This window comes from Microlunatus panaciterrae, assembly GCF_016907535.1.
In the GTDB taxonomy this organism is placed as follows: Bacteria; Actinomycetota; Actinomycetes; order Propionibacteriales; family Propionibacteriaceae; genus Microlunatus; species Microlunatus panaciterrae.
Window position 1 is genome coordinate 1,765,649 of record NZ_JAFBCF010000001.1, and the last position, 16,841, is coordinate 1,782,489.

Here is a 16,841-nt window from a genome sequence, read left to right on the forward strand (position 1 = left end):
TCAGACCTCCTCGGATCCTGAGTCGAGCAGCAGGCCGACCGAGAGGGAGTCCACGCCCCCACCCAGTCGCGGTTGGTAGTCGAGAACGACGTCGAGACGATGTGGCTCGTCGGGCGCCCGGGCCGCGTCGATGTTGAGGATTCGGACCCGCGGCTCGAACCGCTCCACCGCCTGTCGCACGTAGTGGATGGCCAGCCCGGCGGTGGTGTCGTCGTTGGGCGCGAACGCCAGCGCGAGCAGCTCGCAGCCATAGTCAGGACGCATCACCCGCTCCCCCGGGAACGTCGACAGCAGGATCAGCAACGACTGACGCAACAAGGCGGCGTTCTCCACCCGCTCGAGCCGCCCGACCGCGTTGCAGACCAGCCCGACACCCGTCGTCTGGTCGAAGTCTGGATGGGCGAACCGCAGCCCGGACAGGACGTTCATGGCGTCTCCCCGACCAGGCTCTGAGCCGGGTTCACCACCTCGTAGTGCACCGCCCCGGGCGGCGTACCGTCGGTGAAACCGTCAAGATCGGCACGGACGACGAAGCGCCCCATGATCCGGATGTAGGTGGACTGGCCGGCGCGCATGGCGAGGGTATTGGTGCACGGCTTGATCGCGACCCCGATGTTGGGGCACCCGTTGATCGGTCTGCCGACCGGGTCGGGGACGACCAGCACCTGCCGCCCGTCGATCCGGACCAGGTCCTGGGTCGGCTGCTGCGGCGACCGGCCCAGCCGGTGGGTGCAACGCACATCGGCGTCCTGGGTCAGCCAGAGGACGGCGTCGGGCATCTCAACCTCGCTCGAAGTCTATGGTCTGGGCCCGGAACAGCAGTCGCCGTCCGGGCGCCTCAACGGTCAGGTTCGCCTCGCTGTGCAGCAGAACGGCGTCAGCGGTCATCTCGATCCGGCTGCCGGCCGCATTGCTGATCACCACCGCATCGCCATCACGGTTCAGCAGCATCCGTTGCCCGTCGGGGGTGGCGAACGAGAACCGGCGTACGGCGCGCTCCGAGACGCCGGCGGCCTCGGCCGGCAGGGTGCCGGCGAACAGACCCCCGAGGACGACGCCGCGACCGGGGTCGTCGGCCGGCTGCAGGAGGACGACGGTGTCTCCGTTGTCCGGCTGGCAGAGCAGGCCCTTGTCCCGGCCGGCACCGAGCGCCATCACCGGCAGCCACTCGGTCTCCATCCCGTCCAGGGCAGGCAGTCGCACCCGCACCCGGCCGGCGAGGTCTGGGTCCTCCACGTCGACCACCTCCGCCAGAGCGAGCACGGTCGCCGACCGCGACTGCGTCGGTACGGCCGGGGTCGGGGGGTCCTCGGCGGCGAGGATGCAGACATAGCCGCTGACCGCATCCACCAGATGCTCGACCATGGTGATCTGGTGCGGTCCGGCGAGGTCGGTATCCACCCCCTCGATCTGGAGCAGGTCACCGGGCCGCCACTCCGCGTCACCGCGGACCACCGCCCGGAGGGTCACTGCCGCCCGCGCCCGCGCCTCCAGCTCCGCCCGCGCCGACCCTTCGGCCTGGTCGGTGGAGGCCCAGATCCGACCCGCCTGGACGCGCTCGCCGCTTCCCCCGAGCCGGTCCAGCTGGGCGGCCACCGACGCGCCACCTTGCGCACCGGTGGCCGTCACGTCCCAGACGGCACGCTCGACCGGATCCCAGCCGAGCGCACGTACGGAGTCGGTGGCCGCGGTCGCGTCGCTGGCGACCGTCACCTCCAGCAGGTCCTCACCCCACGTCAGCCGGCGCAGGTCGCCACTCGGGCGCCAGGAGGACAGCCGGAGCTGGTCCTGGTCCTGGTCCAGCTGCCACCACAGGCCGGCCTCGGCCACCAGCCGGCTCACCAGGTCGAGATCGGACTGGCCCTGCTGGATGACTCTGGGCAGCCGTGGCCCCGGGGTCTCGGCGTCCACTCCCAGCCCGTAGTCACCGGCGACCGCCTGCACCAGGTCGGCGACGGTGAGATCGGTCATGGTGCGGATCGGTGCGTTCTGGCGCAGCCGGTGGCTCCGGTCGAAGCCACGCAGCACCACCCGGTGCGTCCCGTCCGGGCCCAGGTGGTGCCGGATGGCCACCACCTCGCCCTCGAACAGCTCCCGCGACGCACCCTCGAGTCTGAGCGTGAGGGCCTGTCCGTGCGTGAGCTGCAGGCTACCGCTCGGTGCCGCCAGGTCGACTTCGCAGACCGACGGGGTCGACACCTCGTAACGCACCCGGACCGGGCCCAGAGCTGCGGCCGTCGGCACCGGCAGCTCGTGTCCGTCCACCTCGACGGTGACCTTCGGCACCGAGAGGACCGCTGTGCCGCCGGAACTGACCGCGGACATCTACATCGCCCCTGTCGGTGGCTCGGGGATGACCAGCGCGGCCCCGGGTGGCGCCCAGGGCGCGCTGTCCAGCCCGTTGGCTGCGGCGATCAGCCGCCAGAGCCAGGAACGTCCGCCGTAGTAGCGGGCGGCCAGCTCGTCCAGCCGCTCTCCCCCGGTCTGAGACCCGTCCGGGCCCACACCGGGACTGAGCGCGTTGTGGATCTCCTGCGGTTCGGCCGCCTGCGCCAGAGTGGTCAGCTCCTCGCCGGCGGGCAGCGTGCCGGGCACGGGGTCGGCTGCCGGCGGGGTGGGATCCGGCACCCGGCGGAGCCGCATCCTCAGCCAGGATCGGGTCGGGGTCCCACCGGAGTCGAACCGCTCCAGCCGCTCGGCCACCGACTCGACGACCGCCAGCACGTTCCACGGCTTGCCCCACAGGAACCGTACGGTCGTCATCCGGGCACCGTCCATCGAGGGCTCCTGGTTCTCCGCCAGGTCCCACAACGGCTTGGTCAGCTGGCGTACGTCCGTGACCGGCGGCGTCTCGGGCGCCAGGCTGACGTCGAACAGCAGGTCGAGGTCGATCTCCGTCCGGCCTCCCCCGGTGTGCAGCAGGACGTCGTCGCTGAGGGCGCTGCCGGTGATCGGCCCGGTCGCAGCCATCGGACGGCGCAGCCCGGCCCGTCGACGTTGGACCAGGTGTTCGGGGTTGAGCAGGCAGGTGATCCGGTTGCCGCTGTCGGTGACGATGAAGGTGACGCGCTCCATCATCGCCTCCGCTGCTCGTTGATCACGGGATCGGTGCGCTGCTCCTGGAGCAGCTCCCAGAGCCGAGCCACGGCTCCGGTTCCCGGCTCATCGTCGTCCGGCTCGGGCAGCGTCGGCCACCGGTCTGCCACCGGCTGCCGGCTCTCGCTCGGGCGCGGCATGGCGGTGGGCGGCGGTGTGGGTGCCTGCTGTACAGGTGGGACGACCGTCCGCGCCCTGAGCCTGTCGAAGGGCTGCCCGTCGGCTGACGGCTGGAGGGTGGTGGTGTCGGCTGACGGCTGGAGGGTAGTGGTGTCGGCTGACTGCTGGGGGGTGGTGGTCGGCCGGACCTGGAACCGCCGAGCCGGCGGGGGCGGAGCAGTCTGGGTGCGTGCCGGGGGGTGTCTCTCGTCATCCGCGGCCACGACCCCGGTCGGGACGAGCCGACCCCGGCGAACCGGTCGCCGGTCCGGTGGCCGCTCCCCCTCCTCCCGCCGCAGATCGTCCTTGGGCCGGTCGACACCGTCCCGGCCGACCCCGGCCTGGTCGGTCCGAGGCTCGCCAGTGCCCCGCCGACCCGTCGGGCCGGTTGACCACGGCCAGCCGGTCTCGGCTGGAGAGGGCTGAGGCTCCGAGCTTGGGCGTGTTGCGCCGAGTCCCGGTGAGTGCGGAGTGCCACGATCGGCGGTCGGTCCGGTCGGTCGCCGGACGTCCGCGGCCGGGGTCGGGCTCCCCCTGTCCGTGGAGCGGTCTGTCGAACCGTCGGCCGTCTCCGCAGCGGTCCCGGCGACCTTGACCGCGGCCCAGCGCCGGCCCCGGTCCACCACCCGGTGCAGGGCACTGGGTCGCTGCGACTCCACCCACCGGTGGTTCTGCCGCGGGTGCGTCGCGAGCAGGGTCGGTGGAACGGTGACCGGGGTGGGTTGGTCGAGCTTCCCGCCCTCCGCCGGTGCGGCGGGCCGCAGCCAGACGGGATCGTGGGCGTTGACGTAGTCCAGCCAGGCCTGCGGAGGGCCCGAGCTGTCGCCCGGGCGACCGGGCTCCGGCCTGCTCCGCTCCTCGTCGGACACCGCCCGGCCGACGCTGCGGGCCAGTTCGCGCAGCAGCACGCCGAACGAGGACACCACCCCTCGGAAGGCGGTGCGCACTCCGCTCGTCCCGCTGCCGGCGCTGGTCATGGTCAGGCCGCCCGCCCGAGCGACTCATAGGCGAGCACGATCTCCTCGACCGCGACCTCCCTGGCAGTGGCGCGCAGCACCGCCCCGATCCATCGCTTGGGGAAGGCACCAACGAGGTCCCACTGGAGCACCGGTTGTGACCCGGCCGAGTCCAACAGCACGATCGAGACGCCCTTCCGCTCGACGGCGCCGCGGACCGTAGCCGAGAACCAGTCCCACATCACCGTCGACGACGTCAGGCCATAGCGGAGCGAGATGTCGTGGTACGTGGTGATGGTGGGGATCTGGTGCACCAGCTGGGACTGGCCGGCCTCGCGATACTCCGCGGTGCCCACGTCGACCACCGGAGCCGAGCACTCGGTGAAGTGGGCGACGGCCTCGCCGCCGATCATGATCTTGAAGTTGAAGGCGGGGAACGGGTCCACCCACGTTCCGACTGCACTCTCAGCCACGGCTGCTTCCCTCCTCGGTGATGGTGCCACCAGAGAACTGGCAGACCTGGAACACGATGAACTCGGCGGGTTTGACCGGCGCCATGCCGATCTCCACGGTCAACCGTCCGGCGTCAATCTCCTCCGGTGGGTTGGTCTCCTCGTCGCACTTGACATAGAACGCCTCGGCGGGGGTGCGGCCCATCAGCGCGCCATCGCGCCAGAGCCGGGTCAGGAAGGCCGACACATCGGCCTTGACCAGGTTCCACAGCAGCCGGTCGTTCGGTTCGAACACGATCCAGCTGGTGCCCTGGGCGATCGACTCCTCCACCATGCAGAACAGGCGGCGCACCGGCAGGTAGCGCCATTCCGGTGCGCTCGGGCCGGCCCCGGTCCGCGCGCCCCACGGACGGATGCCCAGTCGGTCGAAGAACCTGATCACGTTCACACCGGCACTGTTGAGCTCGCCCTGTTCGGCGGGGGTGACCCGCCGCTCCACCCCGACCACGCCCCGCAGCACCTCGTTGGCCGGCGCCTTGTGCACGCCGCGCAATGAGTCGGTCCTGGCCCACACCCCGGCCATGTGCCCGGACGGCGGAGCCAGCACCGGCTTTCCGGTGTTGAGGTCCATCACCACCAACCACGGGTAGTAGCGCGCGCTGTACAGCGACGGACGAGGGGCGTCCGCGTCTGGTTCGCCGGACCGGCGCGGCGGGTGTTGCCCCCCACCCTCGCCGGCATCGGCTGCCGGCGTCGCATCGGAGTCGGGCACCTCGACCCCGGCCACCCGGGTGAGCGACATCAGGTCCTTGATGCCCTGCTTCGGGTCGAGGATCGCCAGCCGGTCCCGCATCAGCTCACAGTGCGTCATCAGGGCGTCGTAGTCGGCCGGGTCGGTGAAGCCGGGGGCGGCGACGATGGCCACCTCCTCGATGGCCTCGAGGACCGCCAGCCCGGGCCGTTCGGCGGTGCCGGTCAGCGTGCCGGAGGGTCCGATGTCGAGGATGTAGCAGCGGGAGCCGCCGTTCAGGAAGAACCCGTTGACGGCGTGCGCCAACGGCGTCATCGGTCCCTCGCCGAGGAACGTGTTGGCGAACTGGCTCCAGTTCGTGATGGCCACCGGCCCACTCGGTGCGTCCGGTTTGCCACCGGTACCGATGAAGGCGGGGGTGGAGGTGCCGGTGGACTCGATCGGATGTGCCTTGCTCGGCACCTCCTCCACGTACACCCCCGGCGTGCGGTAGATCGGCATGGTCAGTTCCCTCTCTCTTGGTCTGCAGGCGTCTCGGGATGGGCGGGCGTGTCTTGGTCTGCTGGCTCGGCCTGGTGGTCGGCCGCCCCCAGTACGTCGATCACGATGTCGACGTCCTGGCGGTCGGCGCCGGACTGCTCGGCCAGGTCGTGTCGGGCGGAGAGGCCCTTGGCGGTGACGTCCAGGTGCACCGGTCCGCTCGGCAGCGACAGCGTCCAGCGACCGTTGTGGGTCGTGGTGACGGGTTGGCCGTCCGGATGCAGCCTGATCACCGCCCCGGACAACGGGGTCCCGTCCGCGGCCAGCACCCGCCCCTGGACCTGCCGCAACCCGCCGCCCCTCAGGTTCAACGGCCGGCGTACCGGCGGGGCGACAGCACGGTGCAACGGCAGCCGCACCGGCACGGTGATCATGAACGCCGGCGCCGGCGGAAGCCCGAGTGATCGCCACAGCTCGGGATCGGGTTGTCCGGCCAGCAGCTCCCAGGACCGTTCGACCAGTGCCTGCACCATCAGCGCCGCCGCGGCATCGGCGGCGGCGGCGTGGTCGGGCCCGTGCGCCAGCACCAGCACATGGGCGTCCACCCGGGCGGCGACCGGATCGGAGTTGTGCACGCCGGCGACCAACCGAACGGTGGACAGCTGGATGTAGCTGTCCGCCCGGTCGTCTGCCGGGCCGATCTGGCACGGCAGCCCCGACCGGTCCTGGACCCAGTCACGGATCGCCGAGAGCTCAGCCGCCAGGATCCCCTGGGCGGAAGGCGTCTGGCTACGGGTTGCCGCTGGCATATGCCCACACCTCGAACGGGGTCGCGTAGTAGATCCAGCCGAAGAAGCCGTGGACCGCGGATTTGCCGGGTGGTTGCAGTGCCGCCCTGCGGCGCACCCCGGTCGCCTTGAGGATCAGGCCCACCAGCAGGGTGAAGCCGCCCTGCACCAGGAAGGTGACGACATAGGAGAGGGCGAAGATCGGCAGGTAGGCGGGACCGAAGAGGCGGGCCTGCAGCAGGTGCATCCGCTCATGCTGACCGGCGCTGCCGAGGTTGACCGTGCCGAGCGTCTGCAACACGTTGTTGCCGAAGCCGGTGGTCGAACGCGGCGCGAAGCTGACCCAGCCCTGGCCGCGGGTCTGCGCCGCCGAGGGCCGGCCGAAGATCGCGTAGAGCGGCAACCCGATCAGGGTGCCGAGGAGCGTGTTCGGCAGGCTCCAGGTGCAGTCGAGGAGCAGCAGTAACCATCCGCGCGGGCTGTGCAGGTCATACGCCTTCAGGACGAGTGCCACCGCGATGTACACGGCCAGCAGCACCCCGCAGATGATGGCGATGATCAGTAGGGTCATGATCTTCACTTCGCCGTCTGCTTGAGCGTCGGCCGGGTGGTGTCCCTGAAGCAGAACGGCGGCTTGATCGCCTTGTGCGCCGTCAGGGCGACGCTGCTCCCCGGGTCCACCGGTGTTCCGGCAGCAATGCTCTGGGTGAGGATCCTCGGGCCGCAGATCGGCGGATCCACCAGGTTGATCAACAAGGTGAGGCCCTGTTGCTGAGCCAGGCGCTGCGCCTGGCTCACGCTCAGGCCGACGAAGTCCGGCATGGCCACCTTGTCGGAGGCCACCTTGGCCGTCTCCGTCGACGAGGCCATGCCCTTGGCCCCGCGCTTGGTGACCGCTGTCACGGTGACCCGCAGGGTGCGCCCCACCTCAGCGTCGGTGGCGACAAAGGTGGACTTGGTGGCGCCGGCGACGGGTGCACAGACGCCGACGGCGGTGCAGGACTCCCACTGAAACGTGAACCTGTCGATGGTGGAGTCCCATTCACCCTCGTCGGCGGTCAGCTGCTTCCCGACCTGGGGAGTCCCATTCACCACCGGCGCGGAGATGACCTTGGGCGTCGGGTCGGTCCGGAGCAGGAAGAACCAGACGGCCGCGCCGATGACCAGCAGCACAACCACAGCGATGATGATCAGCAGCCAGGGGAACTTCTTCGGCTCGACCGGGGCAGGCACGGTGAAGGAGACCGACTGGCCGGAGACCATCTCGGTGTTGTCCTCGGCGACCACCTCGAGTCGCAGGGTGCGCTTGCCCTCCGGAGCGGTGTCCGGGACCCGCACCAGCACGTCCGCGGTGAGGGTGCCGCCGATATTCAGTGGTACCTCGGTCTCGCCCGTCACCGACAGCCAGGAATCCTCGGCGCCGTCGCCGCCCTTGGGCACCAGTCGCGCACGTACCGGCCGACCCATCAGGTTGGTCACGGTGAAAGTCGTTCTGCCGGTCCGGTCAGCCGCCAGCGTGAGCTCGGGCGGCGCTTTCACCGAGAACGGCGTCGGCGCCCCGGGTGGGGGAACCGGAGCTCCACCCCCGCCGGCGGGACCTATGGTCATACTGGCAAAGAGTTTCCACGCCCGGCCCTGATACACGACCGGCAACTGCCACCCCATCACCCAATTGCTCAGTTGCTCACTACCGCGAGCACGATGATGCCGACCACCAGCAGGCCGATCAGGGCGAACAGTGACAGCAGCACGATCAGCGCGATCCTGAGCCAGTGGTACTTGCGTCGGGGTCTCACCGGCACCACGGACGGCGCACCTACGGAGAACGCGACCGACTGCCCGACTACCGTCTCCGTGTCGTCCTCGGCCACGACCTCGAGGATCAGCAGGTGCTGGCCCGCCGGGGCTGTCGGGGGGACCACCACCCGCACGTCGGCGGTGATGGTGCTGCCGACGCTCATCGGGATCTCCGCTCCGCCGACCACGGCGAAGGAGAAGGTCTCGGCTCCACGATCCCCGCGCGGCATCAACCTGGCCCGAACCGGACGGCCGGTGAGGTTGGTGACCGTGAAGGTGGTCGTGCCGGTGCGGTCGGGTGCCAGCTTCAGCTCGGCCGGAGCCGTGACAGTGAACGGCACAGCGCCAGCCGGCGTGCCTGGGCCAGCTGGCGGCTCTGTCGTCATGACTGAAGGAGGGCGGCTTCGCTCTGGTGATACCTCACCGGTGCGGGTATCTGACTTGGCGGCCGGCGCCTCTTTCTGGCGAGCACGAATCTCACCAAGGAGCACGTCATGAACCTCAAGACCATCCAGACCATCATCGGCGGCATCTTCGGCATCGCAGCCGGTGTGGCCGGCGTGGTCATCGGCATCATGAAGTCCGAGGCCGCCTACATCGTGATCGGTGTGGCGTTCCTCGCCGCCACCGGCTATGCGCTGTTGGCCGGACTGTCGGCCAGCCCACGCGGGTCGCTGCCGCCCAACCCGAAGGTCGGGGCGAAGTTCATGGGGCTCTCCGACCGTCAGCTGCTGATCGTGGGCGCCATCCTGCTGGTCGGCTTCGTCGTCGGCGGCATCCTGCTCGCTCTCTGAGCCTCACGCTCGCCGGGCGATGGTCTGCACCGCGGCGTCCCGGATGCCGGCCGGCGACATGCCGTAGCGGTCCAGCAGGTAGGACGCGGACCCGGTCGGGGCGAACTCGGGGACGCCCAGGATCTTGACCGGCACCGGGCACCGGTCCACCACCGTCTCGGCGACGGCGCTGCCCAGCCCCCCGCTGATGGTCGATTCCTCGGCGGTGACGATGGCACCGGTCTCTGCTGCGGCTGCGACCACTGCCTCGACATCCAGCGGCTTGACCGTCGGGATCGAGAGCACCCTGGCGGAGACACCTTCCGCCGCCAACAGGTGGGCTGCGGCCAAGGTGCGGGAAATGACCGTCCCGTTGGAGATCAGGGTGACGTCGTCGCCGTCGCGTAGCGTGACCGCACGGCCCGGGCGGAACCGGTAGTCGTCGGGGTTGATCTTGGGTACGGCCATCCTGCTGACCCGGATGTAGACCGGCCCCTGGTGCTCGGCGGCCCACCGGATCGCGGCCACGGTCTCGATCGGGTCGGCAGGCACGATGATGATCATGTTGTCGATCGCCCGTAGCCAGGCGATGTCCTCGATCGAGTGGTGAGTCGGGCCGAGGTCGCCGTAGGCCATCCCCGGGCTCATCCCGCACAGCTTGATGTTGTAGTTGGAGTAGCCGGCATCGACCTTGATCTGCTCCAGGGCGCGCGCCGTCAGGAAGCATGCGGCGGCGGACACGAACGGGATCCGACCGCCGTTGGCGAGACCGGCGGCGACCCCGACCATGGCCTGCTCGGCGATGCCGACGTTGACCAGCCGGTCCGGGAAGGCCCGCTCGAAGTCCACCAGCTTGCTGGAGCCCACCGAGTCGTTGACCACGGCCACGATCCGCTGGTCGTTGCGGGCCAGGTCGGCGAGCACCTCGACGTAGGCGTCGCGGCAGTCGAACAGCGGCTGCTCCTCGGTCGGGCGGAGGGTGGTGAGCGCGTCGATCACGGTTGCTCCTCAAATCCGGCCAGCCCTGTTCGACTCAGCCCGGTGGGGTTCAACTCGGCCAGCGCCAGCTCGAACTCTGTCGCCTTCGGCACCCGGTGATGCCAGTTGACGTTGTCGCTCATGAACGAGATGGGATGACCCTTGTGGGTGCGCGCGATGACGCAGGTCGGCCGACCCGGGGTGGCGGGTGCCGCGCTCAACGCGTCCAGCAGGGCGCCGTGGTCGTGCCCGTCGAGCTCCACCACGGAGAACCCGAAGGCGGCCGCCTTCGCGGGAAGCGGCTCGAGGTCGTTGGTCTCCGCGATGGTCGCGCCCTGCTGCAGCCCGTTGCGGTCAACGATCAGCACCAGGTTGTCCAGTGCGTGGTGCGCGGCGGTCATCATCGCCTCCCAGTTGCTGCCCTCCTGCAGCTCACCGTCGCCGACCAGGACGAAGGTGCGACGTCGCGAGCCGTCGAGCTTCGCCGCGATCGCATGCCCGACCGCAATCGGCAGGCCATGCCCGAGCGGACCGGTGTTGGCTTCGACACCGGCGACCTTGGTGCGGTTGGGGTGGCCGTTCAGGGCCGACAGCGGCTGCAGGAAGGTGGCCAGTTCCGTCACCGGCAGAAAGCCCACCGCGGCCAGGGTGGTGTACAGCGCCCCTGCGACGTGGCCTTTGCTGAGGAAGAACCGGTCCCGTTCCGGGTCGCCCGGTCGGCCCGGGTCGACGTTGAGCACGGCCGCATACAGCGTGGCCAGGATGTCGATGGCCGAGAAGTCTCCCCCGATATGACCGGCCCCGGCATGGTGTACCAGCTTCAGGTCCTGGATCCGGATCTGCCGGGCCAGCTCGGCCAGGTGGGCGATCTGGCCCTCCCTGGTGGCCAGCGGGTCGACGCGCCCAAGCACCGGCATCGTGGCATGCTCGAGCAGCAGCGGAGTCATCGCGGTGACTCCAGTCCCGCCATCGACGTCAGCAGCGCGTCCTGGACCAGCCGGTGCGCCGCGAGCGCGTCGTGCCGGGACTGTGCCTCGGCCAGCGCGTCGTCGTCGATCACGTCCAGGGCTCGGTGGATCGCCTTGAGGAAGCGGATCGCCAGCCTCGCCGCCTCGACGCTGTCCTCACGGAACGGGAACTGGTCGAGCTGCCAGACGCCCTGCCAGCCGTTGCGTCGCAGCGTGTGGAAGAACTCGAACGTCTCGACCAGATGCACCGAACCGACCACCATGTCGTCATCCCAGCCGCGCATGTTGTCGTTCACATCGATCGCAAACAGCCGACCGTAGTCGATGGCGAGCTGGGCAGCGTCGGCCGGGGACTCCAGTCCGTACAGTGAGTGGCCGAAGTCGAGCAGGATGCCCAGGTTCGGCAGCCCGATCTTCTCGATACCCAGCAGAGTGCGCGCCGCCGACGGGAAGATGATCTTGACCCGCGGCTCGCGCGGCTTGTACTCGATCACGAAGTTGATCTCCGGATGGGCCGAGACGAGCTCCTTGAGACCATCCAGGGCGAGGTTCCACAGATCATGGTGATTGACCTGGAAGGGGTAGTCCCAGCCGTCCTGTCCGGTCCACAGCTTGACGTAGTCGCAGCCGAGCTGCTTGGCCACCGCGGTGGCCTCGTGCATCAGCTCCAGCGCCTGCTGACGGATTCTGGGGTCGGGGTTGGTGAAGGAACCCTTCATGAAGGTCCGGGTGTAGATCTCCGGGGTGATGGCGATGGCCCGCAGCCCGTTCCGGGCCAGCGCCGCGTTGACCTCCGCCAGCGTTCCGTCGAAACCGACGAACGGGTAGTTCAGGTCGACCACGGACAGGTCCCCGACGGCTCCGGCTCGGTCGATCTGCTCGAGCAGTCCCACCTCGGGCCCGTAGCCGTCGGTGGCGTAGCGGTCCTTGTAGGTGGCGAAGTGCCAGATGCCGGCACCGAACACAGGTAGCTCACTCATGATGTCCTCAATTCAAGGTGGTTGTGGTGGCGCGGCACGTCAGGAGGCATCGGGGTCGCGCGGCTCGCGCGCGAAACGTCTGATCTTGGCGAACATGTCCTCGAGCATGAAGCGCACGTCGACGGACTCGACCAGCCGGATCGGGTGCCCCGAACCGGGCAGGTAGCCGCCCTCCGCTCCGAACCGGGGGGCGGGCACCTCACGCGACACCGCTCCCCTGGGGTACAGCATCAGGGCGATCGCCGGAGAGTCGCCCAGCGACCGGGACTCGATCGGCTCACCGTGGTGGCGCGCGTTCCAGTCGACCAGCTGGGTGATGAGGTATCGGCCGAGTTCTCCGCAGCCGCCGATCCGCTCCTCCAGCTCGGCATAGCCGACTGAGCACATCGAGTAGACACTGCTCGGCACCTGCCAGAGGTCGATGCCGGAGTCGAACACGACATTGGCGGCGGCGATGTCGTTGGACAGGTTGAACTCGACCGTCGTCTGATAGCCGCCCGTGCCGTGCTCACGGCCACCGATCCAGATCACCGTGACGTTGCGGTTCACGATCTCCGGCTCGAGCAGGATGGCCGAGGCCATGTCAGTCAACGGTCCGAGGAAGCTGACGAACAGCGGGTCGTCGGCAGTGCTGGCCATCGCCTCGGTGATGATCAGACGTGCCCCAGGCGAGTCCCTCGGGGTCGACTCGTCGGCGAGAGGGACCGCTGCACCGTTCGCGACCGGCACCTGGCCCTCCATCCGGAGCAGCTTCACCAGCAGGTCGACCTCTTCCCGCGACTCCTCCATGCTCCGTTCTGAGCGACGGGTGCCGAAGTGCGCAGGAATGACCCCGCGGATGTCCAGTGAAGGAGAGAGCAGTCCATGCACGATGGCGAACTGGTCGTCCGCCTCATTCTTCGCGTCAGTGTTGATGATGACTCGACGTCGCTGCGGCATTGCGGCTCCAGAGCTGGTGTGAACGAGATTGCATTTCCATGCACACGTGAATAATCTGTCACTACTGCTTTGCCGTCAAGTCGTCGAGAACGACATGTGTTCTGAGCCCGTCGAACAACGTGTTCTGAGCCCGTCGAAGAACGTGTTCTGAGCCTGTCGAAGAACGTGTTCTGAGCCTGTCGAAGAACGTGTTCTGAGCCTGTCGAAGAACGTGTTCTGAGCCTGTCGAAGAACGTGTTCTGAGCCTGTCGAAGAACGCTGGCACACTGACCGAGAGGAGTTGAGTCCGCTGACCCAGATCTTGTCCATCGACCAGGGCACCACCAATTCCAAGGCGGTCCTGGTCGCCGATGACGGTACGGTCATCGCCCGGGGCACAGCCCCCGTCTCGCTGACGCTGCCGAGGCCAGGATGGGTGGAGCAGGACGCCGAGGAGATCTGGGCGAGCGTGCTGCAGGCCGTCGGACGCTGCCTCGCCGCCGGTGGGCGGGCCGCCGACGTCCGGGCGGTGGCGCTGTCCAACCAGCGCGAGTCGGTGCTGGCGTGGCGTCGCAGCGATGGCGCACCCCTTGGACCGGTGATCGGCTGGCAGGACCGGCGCACCACGGAGTGGTGCACCTCCATCTCGACCCCGGCGAATGCGACGCTGGTGCAGCAATCCACCGGGTTGCCGATCGACGCGATGTTCTCCGCGCCGAAGATCCGCTGGCTGCTGGAACTGGCCAAGCAGGCGGGGACGCCACTGGCCGACGTCTGCGTCGGGACGGTCGACTCCTGGCTGATCTGGAAGCTCACTGCGGCCGCCGAGCACCTGACCGAGGCGGGGAACGCGTCGCGCACCCTGCTCTACGACGTCCGCCGGCTCGGCTGGGACGACACCCTGCTCGACCTGTTCGACGTGCCGCGCTCCGTACTTCCGGAGGTGCGTGCCTCCAACGCCGGCTTCGGCCGCGTCTCGGGCGTTCCGGGGCTGCCGGACGGTCTGCCGGTGATCGCTGTGCTGGCGGACTCGCACGCCGCGCTGTATGGCCAGGGCTGCACCACCGTGGGCAGCGCCAAGGCCACCTACGGCACCGGCTCGTCGGTCATGACGCCGACCCAGAGCCTCCAGCTCGGGCAGTCGGCGGTGCCCTCGACGCTGGCCTGGGTCACGGATAGACCCACGTACGCGGTGGAGGGCAACATCCTGTCCTCGGGTGCCGCGCTGGCCTGGATGGCGAACATCCTGGGGCTGGGCGATGTCGCTGCCCTCGGCCCCCTCGCCGAGCAGGTCCACCACTCCGGCGGGGTCACCTTCGTGCCGGCCTTCTCCGGTCTCGGAGCCCCGCACTGGGACCGCTCGGCCGTCGCCCAGCTGACCGGCATGAGCCAGGCGACCCTTCCCGCGCACCTGGCCCGGGCGGCCCTGGAGGCGGTTGCGCATCAGGTGTGCGACGTGGTGGCGGCCATGGAACGCTCCGGCGACCTGCACATCGACGTATTGAGAGCCGACGGCGGCGCCACCCGTTCAGAGCTTCTGATGCAGATCCAGGCGGACCTGCTCGGCCGGCCGGTCGCGGTCTCCGACCTCGCGGAGGTATCGGCCATCGGGGCGGCCCTGCTGGCCTGGCACACCCTCGGAGTGGGGACGGCCGACCGGTCCGAGGAGCTGGGCCACCGGTTCACGCCCGCGCTGGACGCCGACGCGCGCGACCGGGCCCGGCAGTCCTGGGCCCGGGCTGTGGCCGGCTCGCGTGGCTGCCCCGATTCGCGATAGACAGGGCAGGTGTCCCCATCCAACCCCTCGCCCCTGCGGCAGCCGCTGGTCGACGGCCAGGTCCGGCTGATGACCAAGGTCGCGCACATGTACCACGAGCAGGGCATCCGTCAGGCCGAGATCGCGGCTGCGCTGCACATCTCCCAGGCGCGGGTGTCACGGCTGCTGAAGAAGGCCGGCGAGGTCGGCATCGTCCGGACGATCGTGGTCATGTCGCAGGGGGTGCATACCGACCTGGAGGAGGCGCTGGAGAAGAAGTACGGGCTGCTGGAGGCTGTGGTCGTCGACGTGGAGGGAGACGACGACCTGATCCTGCACGGTCTGGGATCTGCAGGTGCCACCTACCTGGAGACAACGCTGACGGGCGGCGAACGGGTCGGCATCTCGTCCTGGAGTGAGACCCTGCTCTCCATCGTGGACCGGATGCGGCCGTTCAAGACACCGGGCGCCGACTCGGTGATCCAGTTGGTCGGCGGTGTCGGGGTGTCGTCGGTCCAGAGCCAGGCGACCAAGCTGGTCACCCAGCTGGCCGCCTTGATCGGGGCCAACCCGACCTTCGTCCCCGCGCCCGGCCTGGTGGGCTCGCAGTCGATCCGGGACAGTCTGCTGAATGACCCCGCAATGGGCCAGGTGGCCCGGGAATGGGCCAACCTCACTGTTGCCCTGGTGGGGATCGGGAGTCTGCGGCCCTCACCGATGCTCAAGGACAGCGGCAACGCCATCGCCCAGGACGACCAGGAGGCGCTACTCAGGGCCGGCGCCGTGGGTGACGTCTGCACACGGTTCTTCACCGCCGACGGCAAGCTGCTGGAGAGTGACCTCGACTCGCGGATCGTGGGCATCTCCGCCGAGGACTTCCGCGCGATCCCCCGACGGATCGGCCTCGCCGGCGGAGAACGCAAACACCAGGCGATCCGGGCCGCTGTCACCGGTGGCTGGGTCAACGTCCTGGTCACCGACGTCGGCACTGCTCGGGCACTGACCCAGGACTGATCGCATGTCCGTCTCGGCTGACGACCTGCCCGAGCTGGTGCGCCGCAAGCTCGCCCACCAGGGGGTGGCCGGCCTGGTCTGGCTGGCGGCGCTGCCGGACGTGGTCTCCGAGCTGGAGCGCGCCTGGTCGATCACCGTCGGCCGGCCGATGCCCGGCGGCAGCACCTCCTTCGTCGCGGTCGCCCGGACCGACGACGGGTCACGCGCCGTGCTCAAGGTCGCCCTGCCTGGGCACAGCCTGGGGATGCAGGCCGACACCCTTCGACGCGCCGACGGACGAGGCTACGCCCGCCTGTTGGGGCATCAGCCCGCCCATGAGGCCATCCTCCTCGAGGGTCTCGGAACGTCGATGGACCGGCTCGATCTGTCACCCGAACGGATGATCGAACTGCTCTGCCAGACCCTCCGGCAGGCGTGGCAGGTCCCGGCCGCGGGCAAGAGCGCCCGTCCGGAGGAGGAGAAAGCCGCCGCCCTCGGCCGGTTCGTCCAGCAGGCCTGGGAGGAGCAGGACCATCCGTGTTCGGAACGGGTGATCGCCCTGGCGCTGGAGTATGCCGATCGCCGCGCGGCGGCGTTCTCCCTGGATCGCAGCGTGGTGGCCCATGGGGACCCGCATCCGGCCAACGCTCTCGCGGTCGGTTCGGCGAGGGAGGGCGCTGAGTCCGGGTTCGTCTTCGTCGATCCGGATGGCTTCCTCTGCGACCGTGGCTACGATCTCGGCGTGATCCTTCGCGACTGGCGGGACGACCTGGCCGCGGGCCACGCGCCGGTTGTCGCCCAGCACTACTGCCAGCTGTTGGCTCAGCACTCCGGTGTGTCGGCTGACGTGATCTGGGAGTGGGGCTTCCTGGAACGCGTGTCCACTGGCCTCTACGCCCGCGCCTTCGGAGCAGCTGATCTTGGCCAGAGCTATCTCGACAGTGCGGAATCCCTGCTGTGACTTCGCGCACCCTTGAGGTCGCGCCGGTCAACTTC

Annotated in this window: 19 protein-coding genes; 4 read left to right on the forward strand and 15 right to left on the reverse strand. The window is 69.4% G+C overall.

Translation table 11 applies throughout. The features are described 5' to 3' along the window. The 11 genes from JOE57_RS07995 to JOE57_RS08045 all read right to left on the reverse strand — a co-directional run bounded on the left by JOE57_RS07995 (position 1) and on the right by JOE57_RS08045 (position 8,820). Positions 1-429, reverse strand: coding sequence for a GPW/gp25 family protein (locus tag JOE57_RS07995; RefSeq protein WP_204917193.1), 429 nt, complete (start codon positions 427-429; stop codon positions 1-3). Next, positions 426-779, reverse strand: coding sequence for a hypothetical protein (locus JOE57_RS08000; protein ID WP_204917194.1), 354 nt, complete (start codon positions 777-779; stop codon positions 426-428). Before JOE57_RS08000 ends, JOE57_RS07995 begins: the two co-directional genes overlap by 4 nt. Before the next feature lies 1 nt (position 780). After that, positions 781-2,325, reverse strand: a complete 1,545-nt coding sequence (locus JOE57_RS08005; RefSeq protein ID WP_204917195.1) for a phage baseplate assembly protein V — start codon at positions 2,323-2,325, stop codon at positions 781-783. Beyond that, the gene (locus JOE57_RS08010) at positions 2,326-3,078 is read right to left on the reverse strand and encodes a CIS tube protein (protein WP_204917196.1); all 753 of its coding nucleotides are present in this window, start codon (positions 3,076-3,078) and stop codon (positions 2,326-2,328) included. Continuing rightward, complete coding sequence (locus JOE57_RS08015; RefSeq protein WP_204917197.1) at positions 3,075-4,232, reverse strand: hypothetical protein; 1,158 nt, start codon at positions 4,230-4,232, stop codon at positions 3,075-3,077. The genes JOE57_RS08010 and JOE57_RS08015 overlap by 4 nt, the downstream gene beginning before the upstream one ends. Before the next feature lie 2 nt (positions 4,233-4,234). Next, positions 4,235-4,684, reverse strand: a complete 450-nt coding sequence (locus tag JOE57_RS08020; RefSeq protein ID WP_204917198.1) for a phage tail protein — start codon at positions 4,682-4,684, stop codon at positions 4,235-4,237. Then, a complete protein-coding gene (locus JOE57_RS08025) occupies positions 4,677-5,915 on the reverse strand; it encodes a phage tail sheath family protein (protein ID WP_204917199.1) in 1,239 nt (412 codons plus the stop codon). Before JOE57_RS08025 ends, JOE57_RS08020 begins: the two co-directional genes overlap by 8 nt. A gap of 2 nt (positions 5,916-5,917) precedes the next feature. Beyond that, entirely contained in the window at positions 5,918-6,703 is a 786-nt protein-coding gene (locus JOE57_RS08030) for a carboxypeptidase-like regulatory domain-containing protein (protein ID WP_204917200.1), read from the reverse strand. Then, positions 6,684-7,253 carry a hypothetical protein gene (locus JOE57_RS08035; RefSeq protein WP_204917201.1) on the reverse strand — a complete coding sequence of 190 codons (570 nt, stop codon included), beginning with the start codon at positions 7,251-7,253 and terminating at the stop codon, positions 6,684-6,686. The genes JOE57_RS08030 and JOE57_RS08035 overlap by 20 nt, the downstream gene beginning before the upstream one ends. Positions 7,254-7,258: 5 nt before the next feature. Next, the gene (locus JOE57_RS08040) at positions 7,259-8,161 is read right to left on the reverse strand and encodes a PASTA domain-containing protein (RefSeq protein WP_204917202.1); all 903 of its coding nucleotides are present in this window, start codon (positions 8,159-8,161) and stop codon (positions 7,259-7,261) included. A 197-nt stretch (positions 8,162-8,358) separates the two neighbouring features. Next, the gene (locus JOE57_RS08045; protein WP_204917203.1) at positions 8,359-8,820 is read right to left on the reverse strand and encodes a hypothetical protein; all 462 of its coding nucleotides are present in this window, start codon (positions 8,818-8,820) and stop codon (positions 8,359-8,361) included. Between the two features lie 153 nt (positions 8,821-8,973). Here JOE57_RS08045 and JOE57_RS08050 point away from each other — a divergent pair, with 153 nt between their 5' ends. Further along, positions 8,974-9,273: a hypothetical protein gene (locus JOE57_RS08050; protein ID WP_204917204.1), complete on the forward strand. Its 300-nt coding sequence runs from the start codon at positions 8,974-8,976 to the stop codon at positions 9,271-9,273. Positions 9,274-9,276: 3 nt separating this feature from the next. On the opposite strand, the gene JOE57_RS08055 is transcribed toward JOE57_RS08050, so the two are convergent. From JOE57_RS08055 to JOE57_RS08070, 4 genes are read right to left on the reverse strand one after another with little or no spacing between them, the layout of a single operon-like run. Continuing rightward, entirely contained in the window at positions 9,277-10,251 is a 975-nt protein-coding gene (locus JOE57_RS08055) for a transketolase C-terminal domain-containing protein (protein WP_204917205.1), read from the reverse strand. After that, positions 10,248-11,177, reverse strand: a complete 930-nt coding sequence (locus tag JOE57_RS08060; protein WP_204917206.1) for a transketolase — start codon at positions 11,175-11,177, stop codon at positions 10,248-10,250. The genes JOE57_RS08055 and JOE57_RS08060 overlap by 4 nt, the downstream gene beginning before the upstream one ends. After that, complete coding sequence (locus JOE57_RS08065) at positions 11,174-12,178, reverse strand: TIM barrel protein (protein WP_204917207.1); 1,005 nt, start codon at positions 12,176-12,178, stop codon at positions 11,174-11,176. Before JOE57_RS08065 ends, JOE57_RS08060 begins: the two co-directional genes overlap by 4 nt. Before the next feature lie 39 nt (positions 12,179-12,217). Then, on the reverse strand, positions 12,218-13,117 hold the full coding sequence (locus JOE57_RS08070; protein ID WP_204917208.1) for a nucleoside hydrolase: 900 nt from the start codon (positions 13,115-13,117) through the stop codon (positions 12,218-12,220). Between the two features lie 280 nt (positions 13,118-13,397). Here JOE57_RS08070 and JOE57_RS08075 point away from each other — a divergent pair, with 280 nt between their 5' ends. Genes JOE57_RS08075 through JOE57_RS08085 form a run of 3 tightly spaced genes read left to right on the forward strand, consistent with a single transcriptional unit; the run spans position 13,398 to position 16,806 of the window. Further along, entirely contained in the window at positions 13,398-14,873 is a 1,476-nt protein-coding gene (locus JOE57_RS08075) for an FGGY-family carbohydrate kinase (RefSeq protein ID WP_204917209.1), read from the forward strand. 9 nt (positions 14,874-14,882) lie between these two features. Next, a complete protein-coding gene (locus JOE57_RS08080) occupies positions 14,883-15,866 on the forward strand; it encodes a sugar-binding domain-containing protein (RefSeq protein ID WP_204917210.1) in 984 nt (327 codons plus the stop codon). A gap of 4 nt (positions 15,867-15,870) precedes the next feature. Then, positions 15,871-16,806, forward strand: a complete 936-nt coding sequence (locus tag JOE57_RS08085; protein WP_204917211.1) for an aminoglycoside phosphotransferase family protein — start codon at positions 15,871-15,873, stop codon at positions 16,804-16,806. Positions 16,807-16,841: the final 35 nt, after the last annotated feature.

Bases quoted from the DNA above. Each gene is read 5' to 3' on its own strand.
- JOE57_RS08070 (WP_204917208.1), bottom strand. From the start codon at position 13,117: ATGCCGCAGCGACGTCGAGTCATCATCAACACTGACGCGAAGAATGAG.
- JOE57_RS07995 (WP_204917193.1), bottom strand. From the start codon at position 429: ATGAACGTCCTGTCCGGGCTGCGGTTCGCCCATCCAGACTTCGACCAG.
- JOE57_RS08025 (WP_204917199.1), bottom strand. From the start codon at position 5,915: ATGCCGATCTACCGCACGCCGGGGGTGTACGTGGAGGAGGTGCCGAGC.
- JOE57_RS08010 (WP_204917196.1), bottom strand. From the start codon at position 3,078: ATGATGGAGCGCGTCACCTTCATCGTCACCGACAGCGGCAACCGGATC.
- JOE57_RS08035 (WP_204917201.1), bottom strand. From the start codon at position 7,253: ATGACCCTACTGATCATCGCCATCATCTGCGGGGTGCTGCTGGCCGTG.
- JOE57_RS08060 (WP_204917206.1), bottom strand. From the start codon at position 11,177: ATGACTCCGCTGCTGCTCGAGCATGCCACGATGCCGGTGCTTGGGCGC.
- JOE57_RS08015 (WP_204917197.1), bottom strand. From the start codon at position 4,232: ATGACCAGCGCCGGCAGCGGGACGAGCGGAGTGCGCACCGCCTTCCGA.
- JOE57_RS08005 (WP_204917195.1), bottom strand. From the start codon at position 2,325: ATGTCCGCGGTCAGTTCCGGCGGCACAGCGGTCCTCTCGGTGCCGAAG.
- JOE57_RS08065 (WP_204917207.1), bottom strand. From the start codon at position 12,178: ATGAGTGAGCTACCTGTGTTCGGTGCCGGCATCTGGCACTTCGCCACC.
- JOE57_RS08050 (WP_204917204.1), top strand. From the start codon at position 8,974: ATGAACCTCAAGACCATCCAGACCATCATCGGCGGCATCTTCGGCATC.
- JOE57_RS08000 (WP_204917194.1), bottom strand. From the start codon at position 779: ATGCCCGACGCCGTCCTCTGGCTGACCCAGGACGCCGATGTGCGTTGC.
- JOE57_RS08085 (WP_204917211.1), top strand. From the start codon at position 15,871: ATGTCCGTCTCGGCTGACGACCTGCCCGAGCTGGTGCGCCGCAAGCTC.
- JOE57_RS08030 (WP_204917200.1), bottom strand. From the start codon at position 6,703: ATGCCAGCGGCAACCCGTAGCCAGACGCCTTCCGCCCAGGGGATCCTG.